The organism is Pedobacter sp. WC2501 (assembly GCF_052682415.1).
On sequence record NZ_JBQZFI010000001.1, the window covers coordinates 5299006 to 5323687 of the forward strand.

The following is a 24682-nucleotide window of genomic DNA, read 5'->3' on the forward strand; positions in this document are numbered from 1 at the left end:
AATTGTAGATCCCAAATTTAGCCCAAAGAAATGATTAAATGACAAAATAATTAATTGGAGAATGATTGAATTTTGAGTGAGTGATTGTTTGGGGATTTTTATTAAATCATTCCTTTCTTACATTCAATCATCCACTTATTTTATCATTCAATCATTCTCTCATTCAACCGTTAACCGTTTAAACAATTAACCCATTTATTTACTCTCCTTCAAAACCATATCGATGGTGATGGCAGTGGCCACAATCGCGACTTTTTGATTGCTTTCTGCATAACTGGGATCGATAGAAACATTGTATTTATCGGCTGTTGTAAAAACCTCTTTCAACGCACCAGCCCATTTTTTGCTTATTTTGCCCATTTCGGCACCCGCATTATTGGTGATGGTAAAATTCCAGGCTTTCCAATCGCCAGATATTTTTGCAATCTCCTCTCCCGAAGTTGGGCTCGAAATGGTAAAAGTTGGTTTAAATAATTTAAATTTTTGTTTAATAATCCCCACTTCAACACCAAGCGGATCGGTAACAAGAATTTTCGACATCCAGAATGTCCAGCCTCTGGTAATGGTTGCCTGTAACTGATCGTTTATATCAGTAATTTCTAATTTAAAAGGCATCATTCGCTTATCAACCAATAAGGTTAGAACCTTGTGCCAGCCAGAAATACGCTGTTTAATAATCCCGATCTGAGTGCCCTGATCGTTATAAACTTTATACTCGTTCGCAAACTTTAAAAAGTTTACTTTCTCATCAATAAAATATTCGTCGCTTAAAAAAAATGGAGGGATCTGCTTGTTCATATTGTAGATTTAATGTTAGATAAGCTGCTAAAATATATATTTTTTTTCATTCCTATTTGAAGTAGCTACATTCCATAGCGCGTGGGCCACGAAGGATCGTCATTGCGAGAAGGCTTTTTCAGCAGACGAAGCAATCTTACAACGATCGCTACCTGCGTACGCTTTAAGATTGCTTCGTGCCTCGCAATGACGACCCTCAACAGATAAACGCGGGTAGCAGCGAAAATCTTCCAAGGTTTGTCACCCTGGGCGGAGTCCAACGGCTTATAAAAGATGATTTACTAAAACTAAAATTATCTCCAGTCATTTAAAACCAATTTGCAACTAAACATTGCTACCTTTGCAGTAAAAGCCATTGAAGAAAATGGTTAAACCCCAATAAAATGATTGAAATAGGAAAATACAACGAGTTAAGGATTTTAAGCAAAACAGAAGCTGGATTAAACTTAACTGACGGCGATAAACTAGTCATCCTGCCTTACCAATACGTTCCGAATGGTGTAGAAATTGGCGATAACATTAATGTTTTTGTATTTGTACAGAAAGATGGCCGCTTAACCGGAACTACCCAGAAAGCTTATGCAGAAGTAGGCGATTTTGCCTTTTTAAAAGTGGTTTCCGATGGTGATGATGGCGTTTTTATGGACCTTGGTATTGATAAAGATGTATATGTTCCGGATCGCGAGCAAAAAAGGCCAATGCAAAAAGGCTATAAATATGTGGTTTACCTGTATTTAGACGAAAGCAACGACCGCTTGTTAGCTTCTTCAAAACTATATGATTTTGTTGAGGAAGACGGCTTCGATTTTGAAGAGGGCGATGAAGTAAGCTTATTGATTACCGAAGAAACCGATCTTGGCTTCAACGCCATTATCAACAATACTTATATCGGTTTGCTTTACAACAATGAAGTTTTCGATAATATCCAACCAGGCGAAATGCGTAAAGGCTGGATCAAGAAAATCCGAGTAGAAGGCAAGATCGATTTAACCTTACAACCAAGCGGTTACGGACATATCCTTGATTCCAAAGAGATGATGTTAAGGGAGCTAAAAAAGAGTGGTGGTGTAATTGAACTGGGCGATAAAAGTTCTCCTGAAGATATTTATCACCGTTTTCAGATCAGTAAAAGTGCTTTCAAAAAAATCATTGGCTCATTGTATAAAGAACGTTTAATCGTACTTTCTGACGATTCGATCAGGTTACTAACAGACGAAGACGCTGAATAGTAATAAAATCAACCCTACATAAATCGTCCTTTCGAGCGTAGTGCAACGAAGCCGAGAAATCTGTCTCGAGGTAGATCTCTCCACTTCGTTGCGTTGAGGTCATTTGATAAAAAGGAGATGACGAAACTTGTTACTAGTCACGGAAACACAAATTAACACTGGATAGATCTCCAATCAGTTCCTTTACTCGCTTTGTCATCCTGAGCGTTAATTTATTTCATAAAAATCAATATAAATGACAGTATTAATCTACGCGTAAAAATTCCTTGAGTTACCGTCATTTCGAGCGGAGTGCAACGCAGTCGAGAAATCTAACTAAATAGATCTCTCCATTTCGCTGCGCTACAGTCGAGATGACGACCTTTCTATTGGTGTCCTGTCAATGGTAGCGGAGTCGAAGGACCTACGCGCTCCAGTTGAAATAAAAAGAGTTGCTTTGTGTCTTCGTGCCTTTGTGGTAAATCTAATTCAAATTAAATTTCTCGCTCTGAATTTTCACCGCATTAGAAGCCGAAACAATAGCCACGATCATAATTCCGATTACTATCGCCAAAATAACCTGTAAAGTAGAGTAAACCTTGGTTCCTGAAACAAAGATTTCTGATCCTTTAATCAGCTCATTTCCAACTTTAGATTGTATTTTAATGAGCGCAGAAAGTTTAGCTAAAGTATGTTTTGCTGCATTCCTACCCATCGACTCGTAAATTGCCTTACCCTCTGTGCCAGCCATGTTCAAAATTTTAGCCTCCAATCCTTGCTGAACAGTTATTGCCTTTTTAAGGTCGTTTAAATAACTTTTCTCCTGCTTTACCAATAAAGTAAGTTCGTATTTATTAATTACCGAATCTATTTTACGGTTGTGTTTATTCATTTTCACCATACCAGTTGAGGGATGAACAGCACCATTGCCCAATAATACTTCCTGAAGAATCTCATTTTTATAATGCAGATTTTCAGCAATAAAATATAAGTCTGTTGCCGGTACCAGACGATCATTGTACATTGAAATAAAAGATTCGTTAATCTTCTCTACACTTTTATCTTCAAAAAAACGGATCAGCAAAGTGCAGCACATGATGCAAAAAAGCAGGAAAGCTATTTTTAACTTATTTTTAAGACTAAAGGCAAATTTCATCATATAATTGGTTAGTATGTTCGATCATAATGATTATCTCATTTTGCTTATGCACCACAAAGGCACGAAAACACAAAGAAATAACTTTATGGCTAACTTATTTAAGTTGTAAAACACGAGAACAAAAAAAATTGTGTCTTAATGTCTTCGTGGTTATCTATTCATAAATCTGTGTAATCTTCCAATCTGTGTAATCATCTTCTCTAAAAGTAATCCTCCTGCGCTGTCTTCGCGAAAAGCTGGGGAGCAAAATTGACTAAATATAACTCTTTTTTTGCTCGCGTTACAGCGGTATACAGCCATCGTAGAAAATCCAGATCGATCATTTCTTCTGTAAGATAACCCTGGTCCGCAAAAACAGCATCCCACTGTCCACCCTGCGCTTTATGACAGGTAACTGCATAAGCAAACTTAATTTGCAGGGCGTTATAAAAAGGATCGGCTTTGATGGCCAGCATCCGTTGCCGTTTATTGGCAATATGCTCATAATCTTCATTAAGCCCATCAAAAAGCTTCTTATTTTGTTCGTATGGAAGATTCGCACTTTCTAAATTGAGTGTATCCAGCATTACTTTACAGCTAATCTGCCCTGCAGCAGGGAAATCCATAAACTCCAATGTAGCATCAGCAAAACGGAATCCATAACGTTCTTCTTCTCCCCTCACACGAATTACTTTCGCCATATCTCCATTGGCAATAAAAGCAGTATCCTCGTTCTCAGGCAGCCAGAAATAATTATTGCGTACCACCATAATCTGATCTCCGCCCGTTAACTCTTCCTCGCGGTACAGCAACCTTGCTCTGATCTGCTGGTTATACACATTGGCCGATTTATTGGAACGGCAAACCACCAGGGTATTCTCCATCCCGAATTTTCGGTAAGCATACTCCAGTCCTTCTACCAAACGTGCCCCGGCCATGTTGTAAATATCAGTGTAGTTTTTAGTCAGGAACTTAGGCATCGGATTTTCAGGATTTTTGGCAATCTGGTTCCGCAGCATCGTAGCATTGGCCAAAATACCCGATTTTTTCCCCTGCCTAACCACTTCTTTGAGTTCTACAGACGAAACCGTCAAGGCAAATTTATCTTTTAGGTACTGTTCGTTCAACGCCGGACTATCTAAACTTCCAACCGGAGGTAATTGCGCCGTATCGCCCACAAAAAGTAAAAAGCAGTTTTTGGTATTGTATACAAACTCCAGCAAATCTCTTAATATGGAAGAGCCTGTTTCATTAAATTCATCGGCAATCATCGAGGCCTCATCAATGATAAACAGCGTATTTTCCGAAAGATTAGGTGCCAGTTGAAACTGCATTTCGGGCGATGCGGCAGAACGCTTCCGGTAAATCCGTTTATGTATGGTTAAAGCTTTCCGGTACGAATACTGGCTCATAACTTTCGCTGCCCTTCCTGTTGGTGCCAGCAACTCACTGCGCAGGTTAAATTGTTTCAAAACCTTTACCAAAGCTGCTACGGAAGTAGTTTTACCCGTACCGGCATAACCTTTTAGTACAAAACAGCGGTACTCGTCATCCTGTTGCAAAAACACCGACATCCGCTCGCAAAAAAGCAATTGTTCTTTGGTAGGTGTATGTTCGTATGCTGAGGCAATAAGCTGGCTTTTATCGGTTAACATGTATTGTTAAATGGTTTTATTGATAAATTGTTTTTGAAAAGCAGTTGCTATGCTAATTTGTTCCGGTTTCCGTCTTTCCGCTATATCCCCGATGAAAAAATCGGGGGATGCCGCTGCAATACGGTTTAGGTGGCAAAGGTAATGCTCTTTTCTAAGTGCTCCTTACCTCAACAATAAAACAATGTAACAATTAAGCAATTTAAATTATAGAAGTAGTGTTTCAATGCGATGTGCCATCACCATATTTTGTTTTTTACTATAGCTGAAAATGGTAAAATGGCCATCTTGAGAGGCTACCAAACCAATAGACTGAGGCTGGTCGTTTACAAACTGGGCCACAGAAAAATGGCGGGTACCACCAAGTTGTCCGGGATAAAGAATTTTGTCTTCTCCACCAACAATCGGCTCTGAAAAAGCAATCTGCTCTACCGTAGGTTTCCCCTTTGCGCGACCGATTTTGGCACCAAATGCAATCAGGTCAAATTCTTCGTTGATGATCGTTGCACCATCAACCGCGGTTAAACCCGCCAAATGCTCAACCTCACGGCGAACAGCGCCCTGCGAGAAAATTTCACTCTGATTTCCGTTCTGTTTCGCCAGGTTAGACAGACCACAGAATGGAGGTTCTACCAAATACTGTATCGGGTGAATAATAGATTCTTCCCATTTTGTATCTCCTTTTGGTACAATTAATAAGGCCCCACCCCTGCCATGCGCACGCATAGAAACCGAAAACTGGATCAAAATATTAATCGGATCATTCCAGCTGGCCAAAACAGTCAGATCTAGTAATGCCTGCAAAATAGGAGGACAATCTCTATTTGTACAGCTTCTATCGTCAACAATACGGATCTGCTCCCCTTTTAACACAGCAACATTGGTAAATTTACCAATGCCATAAATCCGGCGGTGTTTAATCACAATTAAACCAGGTTCAGAAACATCAACTACAAAACAAAAGTTCGGAATATTAAGGGTTGTACCCCAGATATAAAGTTCACCATCCTCTTCCCATACCCCTAAGTGAATCCCTGAACGTTCAATCCCAGGTGCTATTTTGGTTAAGGTATTTGCATTTAACGCAAGTTTTTTCGCAAACCGTAATGGTTTCGAGGTTTGCTCCGGTGGTAAAAAAGCAATCGAAATCCGTGGCGAATGCCCCTCCTCCTTACGCAGACTGCTCCAAAAAGCAACATCAATTATCGCTTCAATTATTTTTTGATCTGGTTGAGTAGCCAAATCTATCTCACCCTGTGCAATTGCATTTTTATGCAGTTTAACAAAATGTTGTTCTATCGTTGCTGCAATCGTGTTTGCCGCTTTATAGGTAGGCTTGTAACTCATGTTCCGAATTTAAGCCGAATATTTCGATTTTTGAATAGCCGAAAGGTTTGATTTTGGTAAAAAAACCACAGACATTTTCACCACAGATCTTCACAGATCTTTTCGATTTAATTTTAACCGCAAATCACACAGAGAAAGGGATTATCCACAAAGGCGCAAAGAGCACAAAGTTAATTGTATATTTTTGGGCGAATATAAATTCACTAAGGTGTCTTAGGTGGTAAAAAGATTCATTGGAAAATTAGAATGCAAAATAATTAGGAATTATTTCCGTGAACTCCGTGTTTTCGTGGCTAATGATATATCAGTTCACTTCTTAAATTAAGAATTTACACAAATGATCTGTGTTTATCCTTTTTATCTGTGGTAAAAAAACAAAGAAGCAAACTTCCTTTTAAGCTTATCAGCCAATAATTCTGTGGTAAAATCAAAAATTTAACCTCATCTTACCGTTAATCCTTAAAAAACTCTATTTTTGTTTCAATGAGTAACAATAGTCTCTTATTGGTCGACCCAAACTTTAACACAAATGCATCTGCAAACTGCCATTTATTGTTAAAAATAACGAATGACAGCTTTTCTTATGCCGTAGTAAATAAGGATACTGAGGAGATTAACCTAATTTTTGATAAACAGGGCTGTGAAGATGTTGAGAAAGACCTCAAATTGGCTTTTGAAACAGATCACTACCTTTCTTTAAGTTACGGAGCGGTTAAAGCAGCAATGCATACCTCCAATTTCATTTTTATTCCTGATGAGTGGTTTGATGATGAAAATTTAGCTGTTTATGCCCAATACCTCGGTTCGGATGCTAAAGTTTATACCAAACATAACAAAGAACTTGGTTTTAACACTATTTTTTGTTTAAATGATGAAGTAAAAGCAAATTTACCACAGAAAACCGATTTATTTCCACAATCAGAACCGCTTGTAGCTTTATTTAGCCATTTAGCCGACGAATCTTTACTGATCGATTTTACTGCAGTATCATTCAACGTATTGTATACCAAAGATAAAAAGGTTGTTTTTCAGAACCATTATGAATCAGAAACTGCTGAAGAGTTTAATTACTTCTTGTTGCTGATGATCGAACAACTGGACTTAAATGATGCCATTCCTGTTTATATTCAGGGCATTATTAACGAAGACGACGAACATTACAACTGTTTGTTAAAATATTTCAATCAACTTTATTTCTTCTTCCCTGCCGGAAAACAAAATAGCGAGTTATTGGCCGATATGCCTAAACACTATTTCAGCGGCCTGCTTGCTTTAGATTTATGCGAATAATTGGTGGCAAATTAAAGGGCATCCGTTTGCAGCCCCCTGCAAATTTACCGGTACGCCCAACAACGGATATGGCCAAAGAAGCACTCTTTAATATCCTGAATAACAAATATGATTTCGAAACCTGCACCGTATTGGATTTATTTTGCGGCACCGGAAATTTAACCTTCGAATTTGCCTCGCGCGGAGCGGAAAGTATTTTAGCAGTAGACATGAATTACGGCTGTGTAAACTGGGTGAAAAATACAGCTAAGCAATACCAGTTCGATCAGGTTGATGTCCGTAAAGGCGATGTTTTCAAGTTATTAAAACAAATGACCGGCGCTTACGATCTCATTTTTGCGGATCCGCCCTACAATATGCCAAACATTCCGCAGATTCCGGTGATGGTTAAAGAGCAACAATTGCTTAAACCCGATGGCTTACTCGTTGTAGAGCACCAAAGTAATATGAAACTAAACAGTCAGCCGGGTTATACCGAAACAAGGAAATATGGAAATTCTTCTTTTAGTTTTTTCGAATTTAGTTAAATTGTTCATTGGTGATTGACTCGTCTGTTCATTAGATTGATCCACGCTATACGCCAAACGCTCGACCACAAACTATTCCTGTTTTAACTAGAATAATCTATATTTGAATCATGAAGATAGCGCTATTTCCAGGCTCATTTGATCCGATCACTATTGCGCACGTAAACATATTACAACGTGCTACCCCACTTTTCGATAAAATTGTAGTGGGTATCGGACTTAACAGTTCTAAACAGAATTTTTTAAGTGCCGAACAGCGCCTTCTGATTTTACAGACTGTTTTTAAAGGCTATCAAAACATCGAAATCCAAACTTACGAAGGCTTAACCGTAGATTTCTGCAGAAAAATAGGTGCTACTTATATGGTACGCGGGATCCGTTCAGCTGCTGATTTTGAATATGAAAGAGCTATTGCGCAAATCAATCAGACCATGATGCCTGAAGTAGAAACCATCCTGCTTTTAAGCAAACCCGAATATTCTGCCATCAGCTCTACCATTGTCCGCGATATTTTGAGAAACCACGGTGATGTGAGCCCATTTGTACCCAAAGAGGCACTTGACTTTCTATAGCTTTTGTTAACCACAGATGCGTACTATTATGAATAATATGCGAGTCTATTATAAATATAAATTGTCATCCTGAGCCTGTCGAAGGACTTAGTTAAATGTCTTGAAGGGCGTTTCGACAAGCTCAACGTGACATACTCATTGGGATTTTGTACAGTCAGACAGAAATATCCGGCACCAAAAGAAAGAGTCTTTACCACAGATAAACATCGATTCCAGATATGCATTCATCCCATTTATCTGTGGCTAAAATTTAGATGGCTTTGGTGCTGTCAGGTGTTACCATCTGACAGCTAGCTATATTAACCGCCGATTTTTTATTTTAATCTGTGTCAGATAGTAATATCTGACACCACGGCAAAAAACGATCTGTGGTTAAAATTTCTGATCCCAGCTACAATATTCCTCCGAACCTCAACACATCCATAATAGATGGAAATGTATTTTTAACTACCGGCGAAATATGGTTTTTATCCAGCCAAACTGCTTCATCAATGCCTTCTTCTTTTTGAGGAATCAATTTTGGTTCACCTTTAACCTTCATTTTGTACCAGTTGGTTTTCTTGATCACCATTTTATTGCCCATCGGATAAACATGATAGGTTTTACAAAGCTTTTCTTCACGTTTAAAAACCCTGATTCCACATTCCTCTTCTACCTCACGAACAGCCGCTTCCTTCATTTTTTCGCCTTCTTCAAGCTTTCCTTTTGGCAGATCCCATTTTTTATTTCTAAAAATAAACAAAAAATTACCGTTTGCACTCTCTACCAAACCACCGGCAGCCTTTATAATAGTACAATCTTTCTTTAACTTTTTAAAGGTTTCCTGAGGATTTTTCGTTAAAAAAATATAACTCTTTCTGGAACCATTTTTTAGTTTTTTGTAGAATGTTTCGAGATTAAAATCCTGAAATTCCAGTTGTTGAATTTTTTCTTTTTGCTCAGGCAAAAAATCGGAGATAAACAAAGTGTTATCGTTGATGTAAATTCTATAATTTCTTGGCATATATTTTTAACACACTTTAAACTAACTAAGCTGCTTTTTTAAGATTTCTTTTTTGCGAAACCTAATATATTTTGCAATGCGCTAAAAGTAGAAAAATTGTTGGGTTATTTATAGGATATAAAAAAAGGTTACAACAATTAATGTTGTAACCTTATCTAAATTAACGCTCTCAATCAAAGATTGATGCAAGGCTCTCACCCCTTGCTTGCTGCAAATATAGAATAATTTATTAAAGAGTAAAAAAAATTAAATATTTATTTCAACAATAATCCTAAACAGCTAAGACCATACACACTAGAATGTAAAAAAAATGGTTAGGTAACATATATTCGAACATTCAGTTAGAAAACAAGGGTGAATAATTCCCTTAACGATAATATTTTTTCATAATTTTAACGTTTTAATCTGCCATGCCTATACCCTCATTATCCGAAACAGATCTGGAAGCATACCGAAACGATCTTTCTAACCCAGAAAAATCAACGGGAGAACTCTTTATCACATTAACAGGGCTTTATCAGCGTTTTGCCGGTAATGAGCAGCTGTTGGCTAGTTTCGAGTACGCAGCTGAACTGCAAAGTCTGGAAAACAGTTACGCCTCAAAAAAAGAACATTATAATAAAGAAATTACTGAACTTAAAAGGCAGTTTAAACAATTGGATAACCGTATTGTTGCAGCAGAGCAAAAGTTACGTCATGGTATCCCCGACGATTTGATGGTAATGGATAAAATTATAGCGGAGCAAGAATCTATCGTTGAAGATCAGGAAAAGCTTAATAATGCCGAATCATCGATCATGGAGCAAATTAGAAAAATCGATATCGCACATGGAAAAGACCTTCAAAAGCTAGAGCAGCAACAAAATAATAGAAATACGCCACTTAACAGCAAGCTTTCGGCTTTAAATGAACAGATAAAACAGGCTGAAAAAAGCATTACGCTGAAAGCAAGTGCCATATCAATTGTTGCCATTATCGGCATTCCATTAATAATAGATATTGTCTTTGTATCATTAGGATTGCCGCCTTTGAGCAAAAATACCAATAACCTGATCTTCACGCATTATATCTTTTTGATCACACTGATCCTGGTTGAATTGTTTCTCGCAGAAAAGATCAGAAGCAGGATTTCACGCACGTTGTCTATCTCTTATCTTCAAGATTCATTAAGTACGCTTCAAAATTTGCTTTTAACCAACAAAAAACAGATTTCCAAAGTAGAATCTGATCATAACAGCTCTATATCAGCGTTTGTAAAACAAAATTACACTGCCTAGGAACTGACTGATTTATCTGGATAAACAAATAGGGATTAAAGACCTTTATTTCCAGTCTCTAACCCCTATTATTAAGTATTATCTGATATTTAGTCTACAACGTAGCCATATCAATTACGAAACGATAGCGTACATCACCTTTTTGCATTCTATCGTAGGCAGTTTGAATATCTTTCATATCAATCATTTCAATATCCGATACGATGTTGTTCTCCGCACAGAAATCTAACATTTCCTGAGTTTCAGCAATACCGCCAATACCTGATCCTGCCAGACTTTTTCTGCCACCCAATAAGCTGAAAGCTGCAATTTCTGCTGGTTTAGGTGGAACGCCTACACAAATGTGTACACCGTTTGTTCTTAGTAAAGACAGGTACATGTTAAAATCATGTTCTGCAGATACGGTATCTAATATAAAATCGAATGTACCCTTTGCTGCCTTAACCTGCGCAGGATCAGTAGTTACCACAAAATGGTGGGCACCTAATTTTTTAGCATCTTCTTCTTTCTTTGGCGACGTACTTAATACAGTTACCTCAGCGCCAAAAGCTACACCGAATTTCACTGCCATGTGGCCCAGACCACCTAAACCAAGTACGGCCAGTTTATGGCCTTTTCCTACTTTCCAGTGTTTTAATGGAGAATAAGTGGTAATACCTGCACATAAAAGTGGGGCTACCGCAGCAAGGTTTAATTTGTCTGATACATGAAGTACAAATTCTTCTCTTACTACAATCGTATCCGAATATCCACCATAAGTTGGTGTTTTACCATCTCTTTCTAAACCATTGTATGTTTGGGTATTTCCTTCTAAACAATATTGTTCTAAATCCTGCTTACAGTTTTCGCAAACCTGACAGGAATCTACCATACATCCTGTTCCGGCAAGATCACCTACCTTAAATTTCTTCACGTGATCTCCAACCTTTACCACCCTGCCTACAATTTCGTGACCAGGAACCATTGGGAATATTCCCGGGAACCAATCGTTTTTAATCTGGTGCAGATCTGAGTGACAAACCCCGCAGAAAAGTATTTCGAACTGAACATCATGAGGCCCTACTTCCCGGCGCTCAAAATTCCAGGGTGCAAGATCAGTTTCGGCATTTTGTGCCGCATATCCTTTTGTTGCTATCATAAAAATTTAAAATTAATTAGTACCATAACAAAGGTAAAGCATGCTTTGTTACGAACAATTACGCAATTCAAATAATTCATTGCAAAATTCAAACAATGAACTATAAGAATAGTCCTTTTAACTGCGCATGCTGCAAAAGCATGATGGTTTTTCCATCTTTTATTTCACCGGATGTAATCATTTCCAATGCTTTTTCGAAGGGCATTTCTAAAACTTCTATGTCTTCATTTTCTTCTTTCAGCCCACCTCCATCATGCATTTTCATATCATCTGAATATGCTGCCACAAAAAAGTATAAGAGCTCGGTAACCGAGCCTGGCGACATATAAGCTTCGAAAACTTTTTCTACCTGACTAATTCTAAATCCGGTTTCTTCTTCCGTTTCTCTTCTGATGCAATCTTCTGCATTATCCTGGTCCAACAATCCGGCACAGCACTCAATCAGGTAACCGGTCTCATTACCATTAATAAATGTGGGCATCCTAAACTGACGGGTAAGTACAACCGTTTTGGCTTCTTTATTATACAATAAGATTGTGGCGCCATTACCCCTATCATAAGTTTCACGTTCTAAAACAGATTTAGCACCATCCATCCCACTCATCTCAAAAGTTACTTTTTTGAGTGTGTACCAATTATCGGATAATATTTGGGTATTTAGGATATTTATATTTTTCATAATGATTATTTTTGACTGATTATGATTAAATTTGATCGAATTAAATCATTATATATGACATTTCAAAAAAGAGCGCACAAAATTCTTGAACTTTTAGAAGCGTTTGGCGAAGTTGAGATCCGGCAGTTAAGCACTAAAATTGGTGTTTCTGAAGTTACCGTAAGAAGAGACCTGACCACTATGGCTGCCAACGGACTCCTCTACCGTACACATGGTGGTGCTATGAAAATAAGTGAAGTGATTAAGCCGGTTTCATTTGCGAATAAAGCGGCAGTAAATTTAAAAGCCAAAGATGCGATCTGCAAAAAGGCTGCAGCAGACATTATTGATGGCGATGTTATATTTATCGATTGCGGAAGCACGGCCTTTAGGTTATGCCAGTTTATCAAAAACAAAAAGATAAAGGTAATTACCAATTCGCTACCGGTAGTAAATGAGTTGCAGCACAGCGCAGTAACCGTAAATCTTATTGGAGGTGAGGTTGATGCAGCAAGACAAGCCGTTCATGGAACTATGGCACAGGAACATATTGCCAGATACCATGCTTCTAAAGCCTTTTTAGGTGTAGATGGAATTACTGCTGAAGGATTGTATGCAGGTAGTGAGCACGAAGCTTCGAATACTTTGGCTATGGCATCGCAAAGCGATTGCGTTTACATGCTCTGTGATGCCAGCAAAATAGGGAAAACATCGTATTTAAAATTTAATGATTTATCGCTAGTAAATATTTTAGTTACCGACTACAATGGGCCTGAAGTAAACGAATTCGGGGTTAAAGGGATATCAGTATTTTCGGTAAACGCTTAGGATTTTTATTAGGAGAACATTCCGTGCGTAATTTCTTCAACAGCATCATCAGCATAAAAAAAGATGGTAAAGAAACTTGGAGCCTGCGTAATTGCTAAGATATCTTCGCGTTTAATGTGGTTTTCGTTGATAAAAAGGGTAAGGCGCTCGTGCGAGGAGAAATAATCGGATTTTAAAACTATCATAAATTAGGATATATAAATTAGGACGGCCAACTTTATCAATTGTTACACGCCACACAGCTTTAAACTAATCACTTATTTATAGTCTATTTTAAAACCCAGCTATTCTTTATCGTACTGATTTACAGGAAGTGGCGAAAAATCGCTTTTAGCATCCATCAAAATTTCAGATATTTGAAGTATTGAAATGTCGGAATCAAATCCAGATTTCTACATTTTTCTTTCCCGGATGCAAAACAAAGGGACTTAATAAACGTTATGACAAACACAAATAAATCTGTAATTTTGAGCCATGTATAATAAAAGTGATATTGAATTAAAGGTAGCGGAATTTTTATTACAGATAAAAGCAATCAAATTACAACCAAATAATCCATTTACCTGGGCATCTGGTTGGAAATCGCCGATTTATTGCGACAACAGAATTACCCTTTCCCATCCTCAGGTTAGAACTTACATCCGTCAGAAACTTGCACAGGCCATACAAGAAGAATTTGGTTCGGTAGATGTTATTGCAGGTGTTGCAACAGCTGGAATTCCTCAAGGTGTTTTAGTGGCTCAAGAACTGGGTTTACCATTTATCTATGTGAGAGCAAAAGCTAAAGAACATGGCACCGGAAGTTTAATTGAAGGAGAAGTGGTAGAAGGTCAACGTGTGGTGGTTATCGAAGATTTAATTTCAACCGGAAAAAGTAGTTTACAGGCTGTTGAAGCACTGAGAGCTGCAGGTTTATCGGTTGCTGGTTTAGCAGCAATTTTCACTTACGGCTTCGAAAAAGCAGATGAAAATTTCGCAGCAGCAAAATGTCGTTACCTCACCTTATCAAGCTATGGCGCTTTAATCGATTATGCTGCAGAACACAGCATTATTGCCAAGAGTGATATGGAATTATTAAGCAAATGGCGTTTAAATCCTTCAGAATGGGGACAAGGCCGAGTTTTGAGTTCAGAGTCCTAAGTTTGGAGCAAAAAACAAAATCTATACAAATATATAATGACTGTTATCGAAAGCACAGTAGAAGTTAATAAACCAGTTGCTGAGGTTTATACTTTTCTATCCAATATGAACAATCATCAGCAATTGATGCCGGAAAACATTTACAACTGGGAATCTACTGAAGATGATGCACGGTTTACTATCCAGAATATGGCAAAATTGGCCATCAAAATTTCGAGCCGGATCGAAAACCAGGAAATAACAGCAATTCCGAGTGAAAAAGCACCTTTTGATGTAGAGTTAAAATGGACAGTAGTGGATAACGGAAACGGAACAACGACAGCAAAACACATTATTTCAGCTGATTTAAACATGATGATGAAAATGCTGGCATCTGGTCCACTACAAAAACTGGCCGATCACCAAACGGAAAAATTGAAAGAAATCTTAGGATAGTATTTGATTACCACAGTTTTACGTGTTTACACAGATAAATGAGACGAGTTGAACCTCGTCTTTTTTTATGCGTAAAAATTCCATTGCGTTCTCCTATCAGCACATTATTTTAATACCTTAGTTTTTGAATAACCTTTAAACTATGAACCTCAGATTTCTCCAGGTAACTGCTTTATTTTTTGCCCTTACCCCTTTTTCCAAAACATTTGCTCAATCGCTTACCGCTTTAAAAACCGAATATCTGGTTAACCCGATAGGCTTAGATAATCCAAATCCGCGTTTTACCTGGCAAATGAACGATGCCAGCCAGGGAGCTAAACAAACAGCCTACCGGATTTTATTGGATACCGATTCAACTTCGCTTGTTAATGCCAGTGCAAAATTATGGAACACAGGCTGGGTTAAATCAGATGATAATCTGGTTATTTATTCGGGCCAGATACTAAAACCTTTTACTAAATATTATTGGAGGATTGATATTGCGGATGCAAGTCAAAGAAAATCAAACAAAGTATATATCGCCAGTTTTGAAACGGGCATGATGAAAATGGAAAACTGGCGTGGCGCGTGGATTTCGGATAACGAAAATATAAAACTTAAGCCCGCACCCTATTTCCGGAACACCTTTACCACAATTAAAAAAATCAAGTCAGCCAGAGCTTACATTGCTGCTGCTGGCTTATACGAGCTTTCTATAAACGGCAAAAAAATAGGCAATCACCGTATGGACCCCATGTATACCCGTTTTGATAGGCGTACATTATATGTTACCTACGATGTAACGAATGCCATTACTTTAGGCAAAAATGCGATTGGCGTACTGCTGGGCAATGGATGGTACAATCATCAGTCAACTGCAGTATGGGATTTCGACCGCGCCCCCTGGCGCAACAGGCCAGCTTTTTGTCTTGATGTACGTATTACTTACGAAGATGGCACAACGGAAATCATTAAATCGGGTAAAGAATGGAAAACAACTTTAAGTCCGATTATTTTTAATAGTATTTATACCGCCGAGCATTACGACGCGCGTTTAGAAAAACCAGGATGGAACACCGCCGATTTTGATGATACAGATTGGAAAAATGTGATCTATCGTTCAGCACCATCTAAAAACGTTGTTGCACAGGCCATGCACCCTATCCGCAATGTTGAAGAAATAGCCAGCAAAAGTCTAAGAAAGTTTAATGATACCACTTATCTGTTCGATCTGGGGAGGAATATTTCGGGCGTAAGTAAAATAACAGTAAGCGGACCGTTAGGAACTGTTATAAAATTAAAACATGGGGAACGTTTATATGCCAACGGACATGTAGATATTTCCAATATTGATGCGCATTACCGTCCGACTGATAATACTGATCCTTTCCAAACAGATATCCTGATTTTAAACGGAAAAGGTGCACAAAGTTTTATGCCGCATTTTAACTATAAGGGTTTTCAATATGTAGAAGTAAGCAGCTCTGCTCCCATTGAATTGAAAAAAGAAAATCTCACAGGTTATTTTATGCACAGTGATGTACCGGTTGTTGGTGATGTTAAATCTTCAGAGCCGATCATTAATAAAATCTACTATGCCACCAATAATTCTTACTTATCTAATCTCTTTGGCTACCCCACAGACTGTCCGCAGAGAGAAAAAAATGGATGGACGGGCGATGCCCAGATTGCGATAGAAACTGGGCTTTACGGCTTTGATGGCATTACCATTTACGAAAAATGGCTCGCCGATCACAGGGATGAACAACAACCAAATGGTGTACTACCATCCATAATCCCTACAGATGGCTGGGGTTATGAATGGGGTAATGGACCAGACTGGACCAGTACAATTGCCATTATTCCATGGAATGTTTACCTGTTTTATGGTGACAAAAAACTACTTGCCGATTGTTACGAAAATATCAGAAAATACGTCAACCATATTGATGAAACCTACCCAACAGGTTTAACCACCTGGGGTTTGGGCGATTGGATACCGGTAAAATCTAAATCTCCTGTAGAACTTACTTCCACCTGTTATTATTATGCCGATGTAGTGATTTTGGCTAAAGCCGCCAAAATTCTAGGTAAAAATGATGATTACCTTAGATATACATTACTTGCAAAAAAAATAAAGGATGCTTTTAATGCAAAGTACCTGAATAAAGGAAAAGGGATTTACAACACTGGTATCCAAACAGAAATGAGTGTTCCGTTATATTGGAAAATTGTTCCGGAAGAATCTGTTGCTTTGGTTGCCGAAAATTTAGCCAAGCGAGTAGAAGCTGATGGTTTCCACCTAGATGTGGGATTATTGGGTACCAAAGCTATTTTAAATGCACTGAGCGAAAATGGTTACAGCGATATTGCCTATAAAGTTGCGGCACAAAAAACCTATCCAAGCTGGGGCTGGTGGATGGAAAATGGAGCCACCACTCTATACGAGAATTGGCCTATAGATGCAAAATCAGACATTTCTATGAACCACATTATGTTTGGCGAAATCGGTGCCTGGTTATATAAATCACCGGGTGGTATCAAACCTGATGAAAAACAGCCTGGTTTTAAACATATCATTTTAGATCCACATATCATGGAAGGCCTGGATAATTTCGAAGCCAGTCATATTGGTCCTTATGGAAAGATTATAAGCGCCTGGAAAAGAACGAAGGATGGAATTAGATATGATATCACCATTCCGGCCAACTCTACTGCAACCATTAACATACCGCTTACGCGTGGCATGGATATTTATGTAAATGGTAAGATAAACAACATTGGAAAAATAGATTTAGCGGCTGGTAAATATGTCATTGAGAACAAAGCCAAGCATTAACCTGGTTTAGTGCAAGAATAAAATCATTGCATCAACATTAAAATCTTTAACTAAGAGACTGTTTAAAAATTAAATAAAATTTATTTCGTATATCAGTCTGAGCGTAGTCGAAGACCATTTCATCACGTTAATAAAACACTTCGACTACGCTACCATTGACGTTATTTTACAAATCATTATTAATCAACACTTTAATCACTTTAGTATTTCCACCCAGCTAGGCCATAGTACGATATCCCCGTTCTGCTTAAATCCGGCCTAACAAATTTTTCGGGCTGCATTGTCCAAGCCAACCTACTAGCTTCGAAAGAAAAATTTTCAGCCGGCAGTTTTTGTTTTTTCATGTGTGTTTATATTTTTAATGGCATTCAAGCTAGCTTCGCTGGTCTTTTTGATGCCAAAAAGAAAGAGCCCTTCGGCGGCGGCGAGCCGAGGCAAGACCGTGGTGTATGGCAAAAGAAATCAATTGTACGTCACTCATATTGATTTTAAACAATTAATTACTCCTCAGTGCGACACCAAAAGGTCATTTATATTTGTTATAAAAATTTAAACAGGCGCTAAGAATTGTAATTATTGAATATCTTGTGAGATAATTATGGCCACAATTAAATTTAAACTCGTAGAAAACTCACCTGCACATTTTATTGCTTTAGCAAATCTAACGATTGAAGATCTGGGCTGGGAAGTTTCTGTCTACAATGAACAACGTCTTACTGCTTCCATAAATCATTCTGAGTACCATTCATCTTATAGCGTATTTACGATAGTAATAAAAAATAACGAGGTGACATTAACGTGCATTGATGATCTGATAATTGCCGAAAATTCCAGGAATAAAGTATATCTGAATAAATTCCTATCACATTACGAATATACAAAGCAACTGATAAGTGAAAAAGAACTGAAGAAAATGGCAAATAAAATTTTAGATGCGAATATTCCTATTCCAATATTAAATCTCTATAAGATAGATAGTTTTAAAAGCTTTTTAAAGATATTTATTCCTTCCAGGCTATTTTTTGTCACTACAATAATATTGGATATCAACATATTAATTTATGTCGTTATGCTAACCTCTTCGGGCTTTTTCTTTAAAAATTTTGATCAGGAAACACTAATTGCTGCCGGCGCGTACTTTAAACCTGCAATTATAAGTGGAGAATGGTGGAGACTCCTAACCGCTATCTTTTTACATAGTAATTTCCCTCACATCTTAATGAACATGATTATGCTATTTTATATAGGTTCAATTCTAGAACCGGCGATAGGGCATGTAAAGTTTGCGATTATCTATATGCTCACAGGCTTTTTTGCAAATTTGATAAGTTTTTATTTAACGGATTACACCCTAACTGTAGGGGCATCAGGTGCTATATTTGGGCTTTTAGGCGTTTTTTCAGGCATGCTAACCAACAGAAAAATAGCTATTGAACTACGTAAATTTATAATCATTAATATAGCGGCTATTACAATAATGACTACAGTTAATGGATTTTTGAAAGGAAGTGTAAATCATGTTGCGCATTTTGCTGGTTTATTTTGCGGAGCTATGTTAACTATCATATATCTTCAAATCAACAATATAAAATCAGACAAATTTTCAGCACAAACCATTAAAAATCAGTAATTTAGTCACTTAAAGCAAAAACTTACCGACAAAATTTCCGATTGTAAAATCAAAATTGTTGTGGCATTTGTTTTGACTTAAAAGAGCTATGAACTTCAACAATTTTACAATAAAAGCCCAGGAAGCAATTCAACAGGCTTCTGAAATAGCCCAGGGCAATCAGCAACAGGCTATTGAAACGGCACACCTGCTTAAAGGTCTGCTTACTGTTGATGAAAACGTAGTTTCTTATGTTTTAAAGAAACTGAACGTTAACCTTAATTCACTAAATCAAAACTTGGATGCAGAGATTGCTAAATTCCCGAAAGTGAGTGGAAGTAATGTCTATCTGTCATCTAATGCAAATAGCGTTTTACAGAAAGCGCAAACATTTTTAAAAGAGTTTAAAGACGAATTTGTATCTGTAGAACATTTATTATTAGGCATTTTAGCCGTTAGCGATAGCACATCAAAATTATTAAAAGAGCAAGGCGTTAACGAAAAAGACCTTAAAAAAGCCATTGTAGAATTACGTGGTGATAACCGGGTAACCGATCAAAATGCCGAAGCTACTTATCAGGCCTTAAGTAAATATGCAAGGAATTTAAACGAGTATGCCGAAAGCGGAAAATTGGATCCGGTAATTGGCCGCGATGAAGAAATCCGTCGGGTAATCCAGATTTTATCACGCAGAACCAAAAACAACCCGATTTTAATCGGTGAACCTGGTGTGGGTAAAACTGCCATTGCCGAAGGAATTGCCTTCAGGATTATTAAAGGTGATGTGCCTGAAAACTTAAAAAGCAAAGTGGTGTATTCGCTTGATATGGGTTCGCTTATTGCTGGTGCAAAATATAAAGGCGAGTTTGAAGAACGTTTAAAAGCTGTAGTTAAAGAAGTTACGCAAAGCGACGGTGAAATCGTACTGTTTATTGATGAGATCCACACCTTAGTGGGTGCTGGTGGCGGTGAGGGTGCAATGGATGCAGCGAATATTTTGAAACCTGCTCTTGCCCGTGGAGAGCTGCGTGCCATTGGTGCCACAACTTTAGATGAATACCAGAAATATTTAGAAAAAGATAAAGCATTGGAGCGCCGTTTTCAAAAGGTGATGGTGGAAGAACCTGATACCCAGGATGCCATTTCTATCCTTCGCGGCTTAAAAGAACGTTACGAAACCCACCATAAAGTAAGGATTAAAGATGAAGCCATTATTGCGGCTGTAGAAATGAGTCAGCGGTATATCTCTGATCGTTTCTTGCCAGATAAGGCCATCGATTTAATGGATGAGGCTGCATCTAAATTGCGCATGGAGATGGACAGCGTACCAGAACATGTGGATGCTTTAGACCGTGAAATTATGCGTTTAGAAATTGAACGCGAAGCGATTAAACGCGAAAAAGACGATAGGAAGGTTAAAGAACTTTCAGAAGAAATTGCCAATCTATCAGCAGAGCGCGATGAATTTAAAGCCAAATGGCAAGGTGAAAAAGACCTGGTAGATGCGGTAAATAACGAACTGGAGCAAATTGAGCATTACAAATTAGAAGCTGAACAGGCAGAACGTGCCGGTGATTATGGCAAAGTGGCCGAAATCCGTTATGGAAAAATTAAAGAGGCCCAGGATAAAGTTGAAAAACTTAAAGCCGATTTAGAAAGCCAGCAAAGCGATAGCCGCATGCTGAAAGAAGAAGTTACGGCTGATGATATTGCAGGTGTGGTTGGCCGCTGGACAGGTATTCCGGTTACGAAACTGATTGCCAGTGAGCGCGAAAAGTTGCTTCACTTAGAAGAAGAGTTACACCAGCGCGTAGCTGGTCAGGATGAAGCAATTGAAGCCATTTCTGATGCCATCCGCCGTTCACGTGCGGGTTTGCAGGATAAACGCAAACCAATAGGCTCTTTCATTTTTTTAGGTACTACCGGTGTTGGTAAAACGGAACTTGCAAAAGCCCTTGCCGAATTTTTATTCAACGATGAAAATGCACTCACCCGTATTGATATGAGTGAATACCAGGAGCGCCATGCCGTGTCACGTTTAATCGGAGCGCCTCCAGGCTATGTTGGTTACGATGAAGGCGGACAGTTAACCGAGGCCGTTCGGCGTAAACCTTACTCGGTGGTATTGCTTGATGAGATCGAAAAAGCACACCCCGATGTATTTAATATCCTGTTACAGGTATTGGATGACGGCCGTTTAACCGATAATAAAGGAAGGACGGTGAATTTTAAAAATACCATCATCATCATGACCTCTAACATTGGTGCACATTTAATTCAGGATAACTTCAAAAACTTAAGCGACGAAAACCGCGATGAGGTAATTGCCAAAACCAAAAACGAATTGTTTGAGGTATTAAAACAGACTATTCGTCCGGAGTTTTTGAACAGGATTGATGAGCTGATTATGTTTACCCCGTTAAACCGCAGCGAAATCAGAAATATTGTAAGCTTACAGTTTAAACAGGTACAGCAAACATTGGCCGAAATGGGTATAGAGATGGACGCCAGTGATGAAGCTTTAGATTGGCTGGCACAGTTGGGTTACGATCCGCAGTTTGGAGCCAGACCGTTAAAAAGGGTCATTCAAAAAAGAATCTTAAATGAGTTGTCGAAAGAGATATTAGCGGGTAAGATAGATAAAGACAGCAAAATTAAGTTAGATATGTTCGATCATAATTTTGTGTTCCTGAACCAAAACGTTGATTAATACATTCCGATCAAATCCCGTCTCAATAAAATTGGGGCGGGATTTTTTGTTTTAAACTTTAAGGACTTAGGGAAAACAATTGGCATATTTTAGCTTTTTTTAACATAAGCTATATTGTTATAGCAATTTTAGATGCTTAAAATTGTAATATACAAGCTCTTGAAAATGAATCTAAAAACCTATCTACTCTTAAATCTGATATTCCTCACCAGTTATGCCTTCGCACAAAATTTTCAAAAATCATCACTTTTAAAAGACGTCAAGTCTTTACCCATGCCCGATACAGGCAAATTTGTTTCGACATTTTATACCACGAATGAAGAACCTGATATTGTAGCAACACACAGGCTTGCCCCACAGGTAGAAGTTTCAAGTACAATAATCATGACCAGTACCTTAGGTAAAGGAAAGATTTTTGCCATCGGCTCATCAGAATATTTTGAAAGCAAATTATTGAGCGATCAAAATGTTCAAAAACTATTAAAAAATATACTCGAAAATGCAGGCACTCACCCTAAAAAACTTAAAGTAGCTGTAACCAAATCTGCGGATCCTGCCTTAATTAGTTTCTTAAAAGCCAATAAAGCGAGAGTCTATATTGCTGAAAACGCCAAATTTCAGCCCAATACCAGTTTATATTTTTTAACACAAGATGTTAAGGATACAACTGCACAACAAAAAATCGAAAAATATATACGGGATGGCGGTCAACTCATTTATGGCTCCCCCTATCCAGGTATTTTTAAACATCGAGACCACACTAAATCCTACCTCAACGACCTGGTTAAAATAAACAGTTTACTCAGCAAGGCAGGGATATTTAATGCTTATACTTTAATTCAGGCAAATCACATTAACGATACCTTGAATTTAAAAGATGTTCCTTTTTATCTTAGTGTGAAAGCTATCTTTAAACAGTTGGCAAACCCTGCTTTTACATCCATTGATCCTACAGAATATGCTTATGGAATAGAGCCAAATCTTGAACTTACCTTTTCAAACAATGCTGATACCAGTCAAATTATTAAAAAGTTAAAATCCATTTTAGTGATTAGTGATACATTAGCTGTTCCAACGCTCAAAAATCCACTTGATATTTCCACACCAGCAAAAAAAGCAGGTTATAAATTTTCAAAATATCTATTTGACAAAAGCCATAATGTAGATAAAGCAACAGATTTTGTTTATCCAGAAAGTAAGGTTTTTCCAGGCAGAGTGCCTCAAAACGCAAAACGGAATGTTGAGCAAATCGATATAGATGTAAGAGTTGGCTCACAGGGGTTAGCTGATCCCTATCCGGATTATTTCAGGCTGCATAGTACCGGAGTTTACGTACCAGCAGGTGAGAAAGTCAGTATTGTGGTCGATCCTAAATACAGGAACCAATATTTAAAAGCTCAGATCGGGATCCATAACGACGATTTAAAACACATGGATAATCTGGTAAGGGCCGGTTTTGATTTAACCAGATCATTCGAACTTGATAAAGATACCACAACGGTTTTTTCGCCTTATGGCGGATTGTTATACATCAAGATTTCGGATAGTTCCACACTTAAATCTATTAATATTACCGCAAGTGGTGTGGTTAAAGCACCTTATTACAAGTTAGGAAAGAATACCCTTGCCGAATGGGAAACGATCAAAAATAACCCTGCACCATGGGCAGAACTTGCTACCAATAACATTATTCTTACCGTTCCTTCCTACCGAATTAAAAACTTAGAAAATCCTGAGTCGTTACTAAAATTATGGGATCAAATAATGGATGCAGACGCCGATTTAGCCATTATTAGTCAAACCAGAACACATCCCGAAAGAATAATCATTGATAATCAGGTTGCTTATGGTTATATGTTTACGGTTTGGGATAAAATTGTGTCCCCTGATGATGAAAGTTGCGAATGGATGCTAAACGAAAAAATACTAAAAGAAAAAGGAAGCTGGGGCCATTTCCACGAGTTAGGCCATCGCCATCAGTTTTGGGGTCTTGATATGGATGAAGTTAGTGAAGTAACCACTAACCTTTATACAATATATGTATATGATAAAGTATTAAAAAAGGGCTTATATAATCACGATGGAATTGCAAGCAGAGATAAAGTAAAGGAGAAAATCCATAATTATCTTCAAAACCAACCTACTTTTGAAAAATGGGGAAAGAGCCCCTTTACCGCTTTATGCATGTACATCCAAATTATTGAACATTTTGGATGGGAGTCTATTATCAAAGCCAATAAAATATACCGCGAAATGGATCCTAGAAAATACTACGACCATCCGCTGAGTAACCAACAACGGATAGATCTCTGGTATACAACCATCTGCAAAACTACCAATGCTAATTTATCGTCGTTTTTCGAAATATGGAAAATACCGGTTAGCGAAAAAGCAAAAGCAGAAATGCATCACTATAAAACCTGGATCCCACAAGAATTCGTTACTTATTTACCACATTAAGTTGGGGTGTGAAATTAAATCCGCAGGTTAATTTTCTGCGGATTTTTTAATTGATCAACAGTAAACCGCTGATA

General features: G+C 37.9%; 20 protein-coding genes. 12 read left to right on the top strand and 8 right to left on the bottom strand.

All coding sequences use genetic code 11. From position 1 onward, the window contains the following. Nucleotides 1-195: 195 nt before the first annotated feature. Entirely contained in the window at nt 196-798 is a 603-nt protein-coding gene (locus tag ACUN24_RS22270) for an LURP-one-related/scramblase family protein (RefSeq protein ID WP_445564516.1), read from the bottom strand. Nucleotides 799-1181: 383 nt separating this feature from the next. Here ACUN24_RS22270 and ACUN24_RS22275 point away from each other — a divergent pair, with 383 nt between their 5' ends. Beyond that, a complete protein-coding gene (locus ACUN24_RS22275; RefSeq protein ID WP_445564517.1) occupies nt 1182-2027 on the top strand; it encodes a CvfB family protein in 846 nt (281 codons plus the stop codon). 463 nt (nt 2028-2490) lie between these two features. On the opposite strand, the gene ACUN24_RS22280 is transcribed toward ACUN24_RS22275, so the two are convergent. From ACUN24_RS22280 to ACUN24_RS22290, 3 genes are all read right to left on the bottom strand, one after another. Then, the gene (locus ACUN24_RS22280) at nt 2491-3165 is read right to left on the bottom strand and encodes an MCP four helix bundle domain-containing protein (protein WP_445564518.1); all 675 of its coding nucleotides are present in this window, start codon (nt 3163-3165) and stop codon (nt 2491-2493) included. A 200-nt stretch (nt 3166-3365) separates the two neighbouring features. Next, nucleotides 3366-4799 (bottom strand): ATP-dependent DNA helicase, encoded by a 1434-nt coding sequence (locus tag ACUN24_RS22285; RefSeq protein ID WP_445564519.1) that lies wholly within the window; start codon nt 4797-4799, stop codon nt 3366-3368. Nucleotides 4800-5003: 204 nt separating this feature from the next. Continuing rightward, nucleotides 5004-6143 (bottom strand): putative sensor domain DACNV-containing protein, encoded by a 1140-nt coding sequence (locus ACUN24_RS22290; protein ID WP_132401428.1) that lies wholly within the window; start codon nt 6141-6143, stop codon nt 5004-5006. A gap of 483 nt (nt 6144-6626) precedes the next feature. Here ACUN24_RS22290 and ACUN24_RS22295 point away from each other — a divergent pair, with 483 nt between their 5' ends. The 3 genes from ACUN24_RS22295 (at nt 6627) to coaD (ending at nt 8532) form a co-directional block, all read left to right on the top strand. Next, entirely contained in the window at nt 6627-7433 is an 807-nt protein-coding gene (locus ACUN24_RS22295; RefSeq protein ID WP_445564520.1) for a DUF3822 family protein, read from the top strand. Continuing rightward, entirely contained in the window at nt 7424-7960 is a 537-nt protein-coding gene (gene rsmD / locus ACUN24_RS22300) for a 16S rRNA (guanine(966)-N(2))-methyltransferase RsmD (RefSeq protein WP_445564521.1), read from the top strand. Before ACUN24_RS22295 ends, rsmD begins: the two co-directional genes overlap by 10 nt. 110 nt (nt 7961-8070) lie before the next feature. Then, entirely contained in the window at nt 8071-8532 is a 462-nt protein-coding gene (coaD, locus tag ACUN24_RS22305; protein ID WP_445564522.1) for a pantetheine-phosphate adenylyltransferase, read from the top strand. 391 nt (nt 8533-8923) lie between these two features. Here coaD and ACUN24_RS22310 read toward each other — a convergent pair whose 3' ends face one another. Then, nucleotides 8924-9535 carry an NUDIX hydrolase gene (locus ACUN24_RS22310; protein WP_445564523.1) on the bottom strand — a complete coding sequence of 204 codons (612 nt, stop codon included), beginning with the start codon at nt 9533-9535 and terminating at the stop codon, nt 8924-8926. Between the two features lie 410 nt (nt 9536-9945). Between ACUN24_RS22310 and ACUN24_RS22315 the strand changes: the two genes are divergently transcribed. After that, the gene (locus ACUN24_RS22315; RefSeq protein ID WP_445564524.1) at nt 9946-10812 is read left to right on the top strand and encodes a hypothetical protein; all 867 of its coding nucleotides are present in this window, start codon (nt 9946-9948) and stop codon (nt 10810-10812) included. A 94-nt stretch (nt 10813-10906) separates the two neighbouring features. Here ACUN24_RS22315 and ACUN24_RS22320 read toward each other — a convergent pair whose 3' ends face one another. Both ACUN24_RS22320 and nudK read right to left on the bottom strand, forming a co-directional pair. Further along, a complete protein-coding gene (locus ACUN24_RS22320; protein WP_445564525.1) occupies nt 10907-11950 on the bottom strand; it encodes an NAD(P)-dependent alcohol dehydrogenase in 1044 nt (347 codons plus the stop codon). Nucleotides 11951-12050: 100 nt separating this feature from the next. Next, nucleotides 12051-12629 (bottom strand): GDP-mannose pyrophosphatase NudK, encoded by a 579-nt coding sequence (nudK, locus tag ACUN24_RS22325; RefSeq protein ID WP_445564526.1) that lies wholly within the window; start codon nt 12627-12629, stop codon nt 12051-12053. A 54-nt stretch (nt 12630-12683) separates the two neighbouring features. On the opposite strand from nudK, the gene ACUN24_RS22330 reads away from it, so the two are divergent. Next, nucleotides 12684-13436: a DeoR/GlpR family DNA-binding transcription regulator gene (locus ACUN24_RS22330; protein ID WP_445564527.1), complete on the top strand. Its 753-nt coding sequence runs from the start codon at nt 12684-12686 to the stop codon at nt 13434-13436. An 8-nt stretch (nt 13437-13444) separates the two neighbouring features. Here the strand turns inward: ACUN24_RS22330 and ACUN24_RS22335 are convergent, their stop codons facing one another. Beyond that, nucleotides 13445-13621, bottom strand: coding sequence for a hypothetical protein (locus ACUN24_RS22335; RefSeq protein ID WP_445564528.1), 177 nt, complete (start codon nt 13619-13621; stop codon nt 13445-13447). Between the two features lie 289 nt (nt 13622-13910). Here ACUN24_RS22335 and pyrE point away from each other — a divergent pair, with 289 nt between their 5' ends. The 6 genes from pyrE to ACUN24_RS22365 all read left to right on the top strand — a co-directional run bounded on the left by pyrE (nt 13911) and on the right by ACUN24_RS22365 (nt 24608). Further along, entirely contained in the window at nt 13911-14576 is a 666-nt protein-coding gene (pyrE, locus tag ACUN24_RS22340; protein ID WP_121282983.1) for an orotate phosphoribosyltransferase, read from the top strand. A gap of 36 nt (nt 14577-14612) precedes the next feature. Further along, nucleotides 14613-15011: an SRPBCC family protein gene (locus ACUN24_RS22345; protein ID WP_445564529.1), complete on the top strand. Its 399-nt coding sequence runs from the start codon at nt 14613-14615 to the stop codon at nt 15009-15011. A 142-nt stretch (nt 15012-15153) separates the two neighbouring features. After that, entirely contained in the window at nt 15154-17829 is a 2676-nt protein-coding gene (locus ACUN24_RS22350; protein WP_445564530.1) for a family 78 glycoside hydrolase catalytic domain, read from the top strand. Between the two features lie 598 nt (nt 17830-18427). Then, nucleotides 18428-19459 (top strand): rhomboid family intramembrane serine protease, encoded by a 1032-nt coding sequence (locus tag ACUN24_RS22355; RefSeq protein WP_445564531.1) that lies wholly within the window; start codon nt 18428-18430, stop codon nt 19457-19459. Nucleotides 19460-19547: 88 nt separating this feature from the next. After that, nucleotides 19548-22148 (top strand): ATP-dependent chaperone ClpB, encoded by a 2601-nt coding sequence (clpB, locus tag ACUN24_RS22360; protein WP_445564532.1) that lies wholly within the window; start codon nt 19548-19550, stop codon nt 22146-22148. Nucleotides 22149-22313: 165 nt separating this feature from the next. Beyond that, the gene (locus ACUN24_RS22365) at nt 22314-24608 is read left to right on the top strand and encodes a M60 family metallopeptidase (protein ID WP_445564533.1); all 2295 of its coding nucleotides are present in this window, start codon (nt 22314-22316) and stop codon (nt 24606-24608) included. Nucleotides 24609-24682: the final 74 nt, after the last annotated feature.

What these genes read in the sequence shown, in the direction of transcription:
- clpB (WP_445564532.1), top strand. Translation starts at nt 19,548, where the DNA reads ATGAACTTCAACAATTTTACAATAAAAGCCCAGGAAGCAATTCAACAG.
- ACUN24_RS22345 (WP_445564529.1), top strand. Translation starts at nt 14,613, where the DNA reads ATGACTGTTATCGAAAGCACAGTAGAAGTTAATAAACCAGTTGCTGAG.
- ACUN24_RS22310 (WP_445564523.1), bottom strand. Translation starts at nt 9,535, where the DNA reads ATGCCAAGAAATTATAGAATTTACATCAACGATAACACTTTGTTTATC.
- ACUN24_RS22365 (WP_445564533.1), top strand. Translation starts at nt 22,314, where the DNA reads ATGAATCTAAAAACCTATCTACTCTTAAATCTGATATTCCTCACCAGT.
- ACUN24_RS22350 (WP_445564530.1), top strand. Translation starts at nt 15,154, where the DNA reads ATGAACCTCAGATTTCTCCAGGTAACTGCTTTATTTTTTGCCCTTACC.
- rsmD (WP_445564521.1), top strand. Translation starts at nt 7,424, where the DNA reads ATGCGAATAATTGGTGGCAAATTAAAGGGCATCCGTTTGCAGCCCCCT.
- ACUN24_RS22315 (WP_445564524.1), top strand. Translation starts at nt 9,946, where the DNA reads ATGCCTATACCCTCATTATCCGAAACAGATCTGGAAGCATACCGAAAC.
- ACUN24_RS22320 (WP_445564525.1), bottom strand. Translation starts at nt 11,950, where the DNA reads ATGATAGCAACAAAAGGATATGCGGCACAAAATGCCGAAACTGATCTT.
- ACUN24_RS22280 (WP_445564518.1), bottom strand. Translation starts at nt 3,165, where the DNA reads ATGATGAAATTTGCCTTTAGTCTTAAAAATAAGTTAAAAATAGCTTTC.
- ACUN24_RS22330 (WP_445564527.1), top strand. Translation starts at nt 12,684, where the DNA reads ATGACATTTCAAAAAAGAGCGCACAAAATTCTTGAACTTTTAGAAGCG.
- ACUN24_RS22355 (WP_445564531.1), top strand. Translation starts at nt 18,428, where the DNA reads ATGGCCACAATTAAATTTAAACTCGTAGAAAACTCACCTGCACATTTT.
- coaD (WP_445564522.1), top strand. Translation starts at nt 8,071, where the DNA reads ATGAAGATAGCGCTATTTCCAGGCTCATTTGATCCGATCACTATTGCG.
- ACUN24_RS22270 (WP_445564516.1), bottom strand. Translation starts at nt 798, where the DNA reads ATGAACAAGCAGATCCCTCCATTTTTTTTAAGCGACGAATATTTTATT.
- ACUN24_RS22275 (WP_445564517.1), top strand. Translation starts at nt 1,182, where the DNA reads ATGATTGAAATAGGAAAATACAACGAGTTAAGGATTTTAAGCAAAACA.
- nudK (WP_445564526.1), bottom strand. Translation starts at nt 12,629, where the DNA reads ATGAAAAATATAAATATCCTAAATACCCAAATATTATCCGATAATTGG.
- ACUN24_RS22285 (WP_445564519.1), bottom strand. Translation starts at nt 4,799, where the DNA reads ATGTTAACCGATAAAAGCCAGCTTATTGCCTCAGCATACGAACATACA.
- ACUN24_RS22295 (WP_445564520.1), top strand. Translation starts at nt 6,627, where the DNA reads ATGAGTAACAATAGTCTCTTATTGGTCGACCCAAACTTTAACACAAAT.
- pyrE (WP_121282983.1), top strand. Translation starts at nt 13,911, where the DNA reads ATGTATAATAAAAGTGATATTGAATTAAAGGTAGCGGAATTTTTATTA.
- ACUN24_RS22290 (WP_132401428.1), bottom strand. Translation starts at nt 6,143, where the DNA reads ATGAGTTACAAGCCTACCTATAAAGCGGCAAACACGATTGCAGCAACG.
- ACUN24_RS22335 (WP_445564528.1), bottom strand. Translation starts at nt 13,621, where the DNA reads ATGATAGTTTTAAAATCCGATTATTTCTCCTCGCACGAGCGCCTTACC.